This is a genomic window from Cellulosimicrobium sp. NPDC030954 (assembly GCF_055571305.1).
In genome coordinates this window covers 1-1,473 of record NZ_JBVIFN010000028.1, presented here as the reverse complement: position 1 = coordinate 1,473, position 1,473 = coordinate 1, and the positions used below count along the sequence as shown (strand labels likewise).

The window sequence follows — 1,473 nt, the reverse complement described above, 5'->3', positions numbered from 1 at the left end:
TTGTACCGGCCATTGTAGCATGCGTGAAGCCCAAGACATAAGGGGCATGATGATTTGACGTCATCCCCACCTTCCTCCGAGTTGACCCCGGCAGTCTCCCATGAGTCCCCGGCATAACCCGCTGGCAACATGGGACGAGGGTTGCGCTCGTTGCGGGACTTAACCCAACATCTCACGACACGAGCTGACGACAACCATGCACCACCTGTGCACGAGTGTCCAAAGAGACCACCATCTCTGGTGGCTTCTCGTGCATGTCAAGCCTTGGTAAGGTTCTTCGCGTTGCATCGAATTAATCCGCATGCTCCGCCGCTTGTGCGGGCCCCCGTCAATTCCTTTGAGTTTTAGCCTTGCGGCCGTACTCCCCAGGCGGGGCACTTAATGCGTTTGCTGCGGCACGGAACTCGTGGAATGAGCCCCACACCTAGTGCCCAACGTTTACGGCATGGACTACCAGGGTATCTAATCCTGTTCGCTCCCCATGCTTTCGCTCCTCAGCGTCAGTTGCGGCCCAGAGACCTGCCTTCGCCATCGGTGTTCCTCCTGATATCTGCGCATTCCACCGCTACACCAGGAATTCCAGTCTCCCCTACCGCACTCTAGTCTGCCCGTACCCGATGCAAGCTCGAGGTTGAGCCTCGAGTTTTCACACCAGACGCGACAAACCGCCTACGAGCTCTTTACGCCCAATAATTCCGGACAACGCTTGCGCCCTACGTATTACCGCGGCTGCTGGCACGTAGTTAGCCGGCGCTTCTTCTGCAGGTACCGTCACTTGCGCTTCTTCCCTGCTGAAAGAGGTTTACAACCCGAAGGCCTTCATCCCTCACGCGGCGTCGCTGCATCAGGCTTGCGCCCATTGTGCAATATTCCCCACTGCTGCCTCCCGTAGGAGTCTGGGCCGTGTCTCAGTCCCAGTGTGGCCGGTCGCCCTCTCAGGCCGGCTACCCGTCGTCGCCTTGGTAGGCCATCACCCCACCAACAAGCTGATAGGCCGCGAGCCCATCCCTGACCGAAAAACTTTCCAACCACCCCCATGCGAGGACGGCTCATATCCAGTATTAGCCCCGGTTTCCCGGAGTTATCCCGAAGTCAAGGGCAGGTTACTCACGTGTTACTCACCCGTTCGCCACTAATCCACCCAGCAAGCTGGGCTTCATCGTTCGACTTGCATGTGTTAAGCACGCCGCCAGCGTTCGTCCTGAGCCAGGATCAAACTCTCCGTAAATGAACAACGCCCACCACCAAGCACAGCCCAGTGATGAACAATCCATACGAAGCGAACCCAACCGGGTTCACAAAACTGGCATCAACACGAAAGATGACATCATCTTCCGAAATCAACCAAAGGAATCCCAGACACAACCAACCACCCCACCCGGACGGGCAAGAACAGCCAGCCATGCCACAGGGACAAAAATTGGCATTGACTAACAAGCACACTGTTGAGTTCTCAAACAACCGACACACACC

The 1,473-nt window shown here is 56.8% G+C and carries 1 rRNA gene; it reads right to left on the bottom strand.

The annotated features are described in order from the left end of the window. Window positions 1-1,228: ribosomal RNA gene (locus ACZ402_RS20290) — 16S ribosomal RNA — on the bottom strand; the annotation flags it as partial. Window positions 1,229-1,473: the final 245 nt, after the last annotated feature.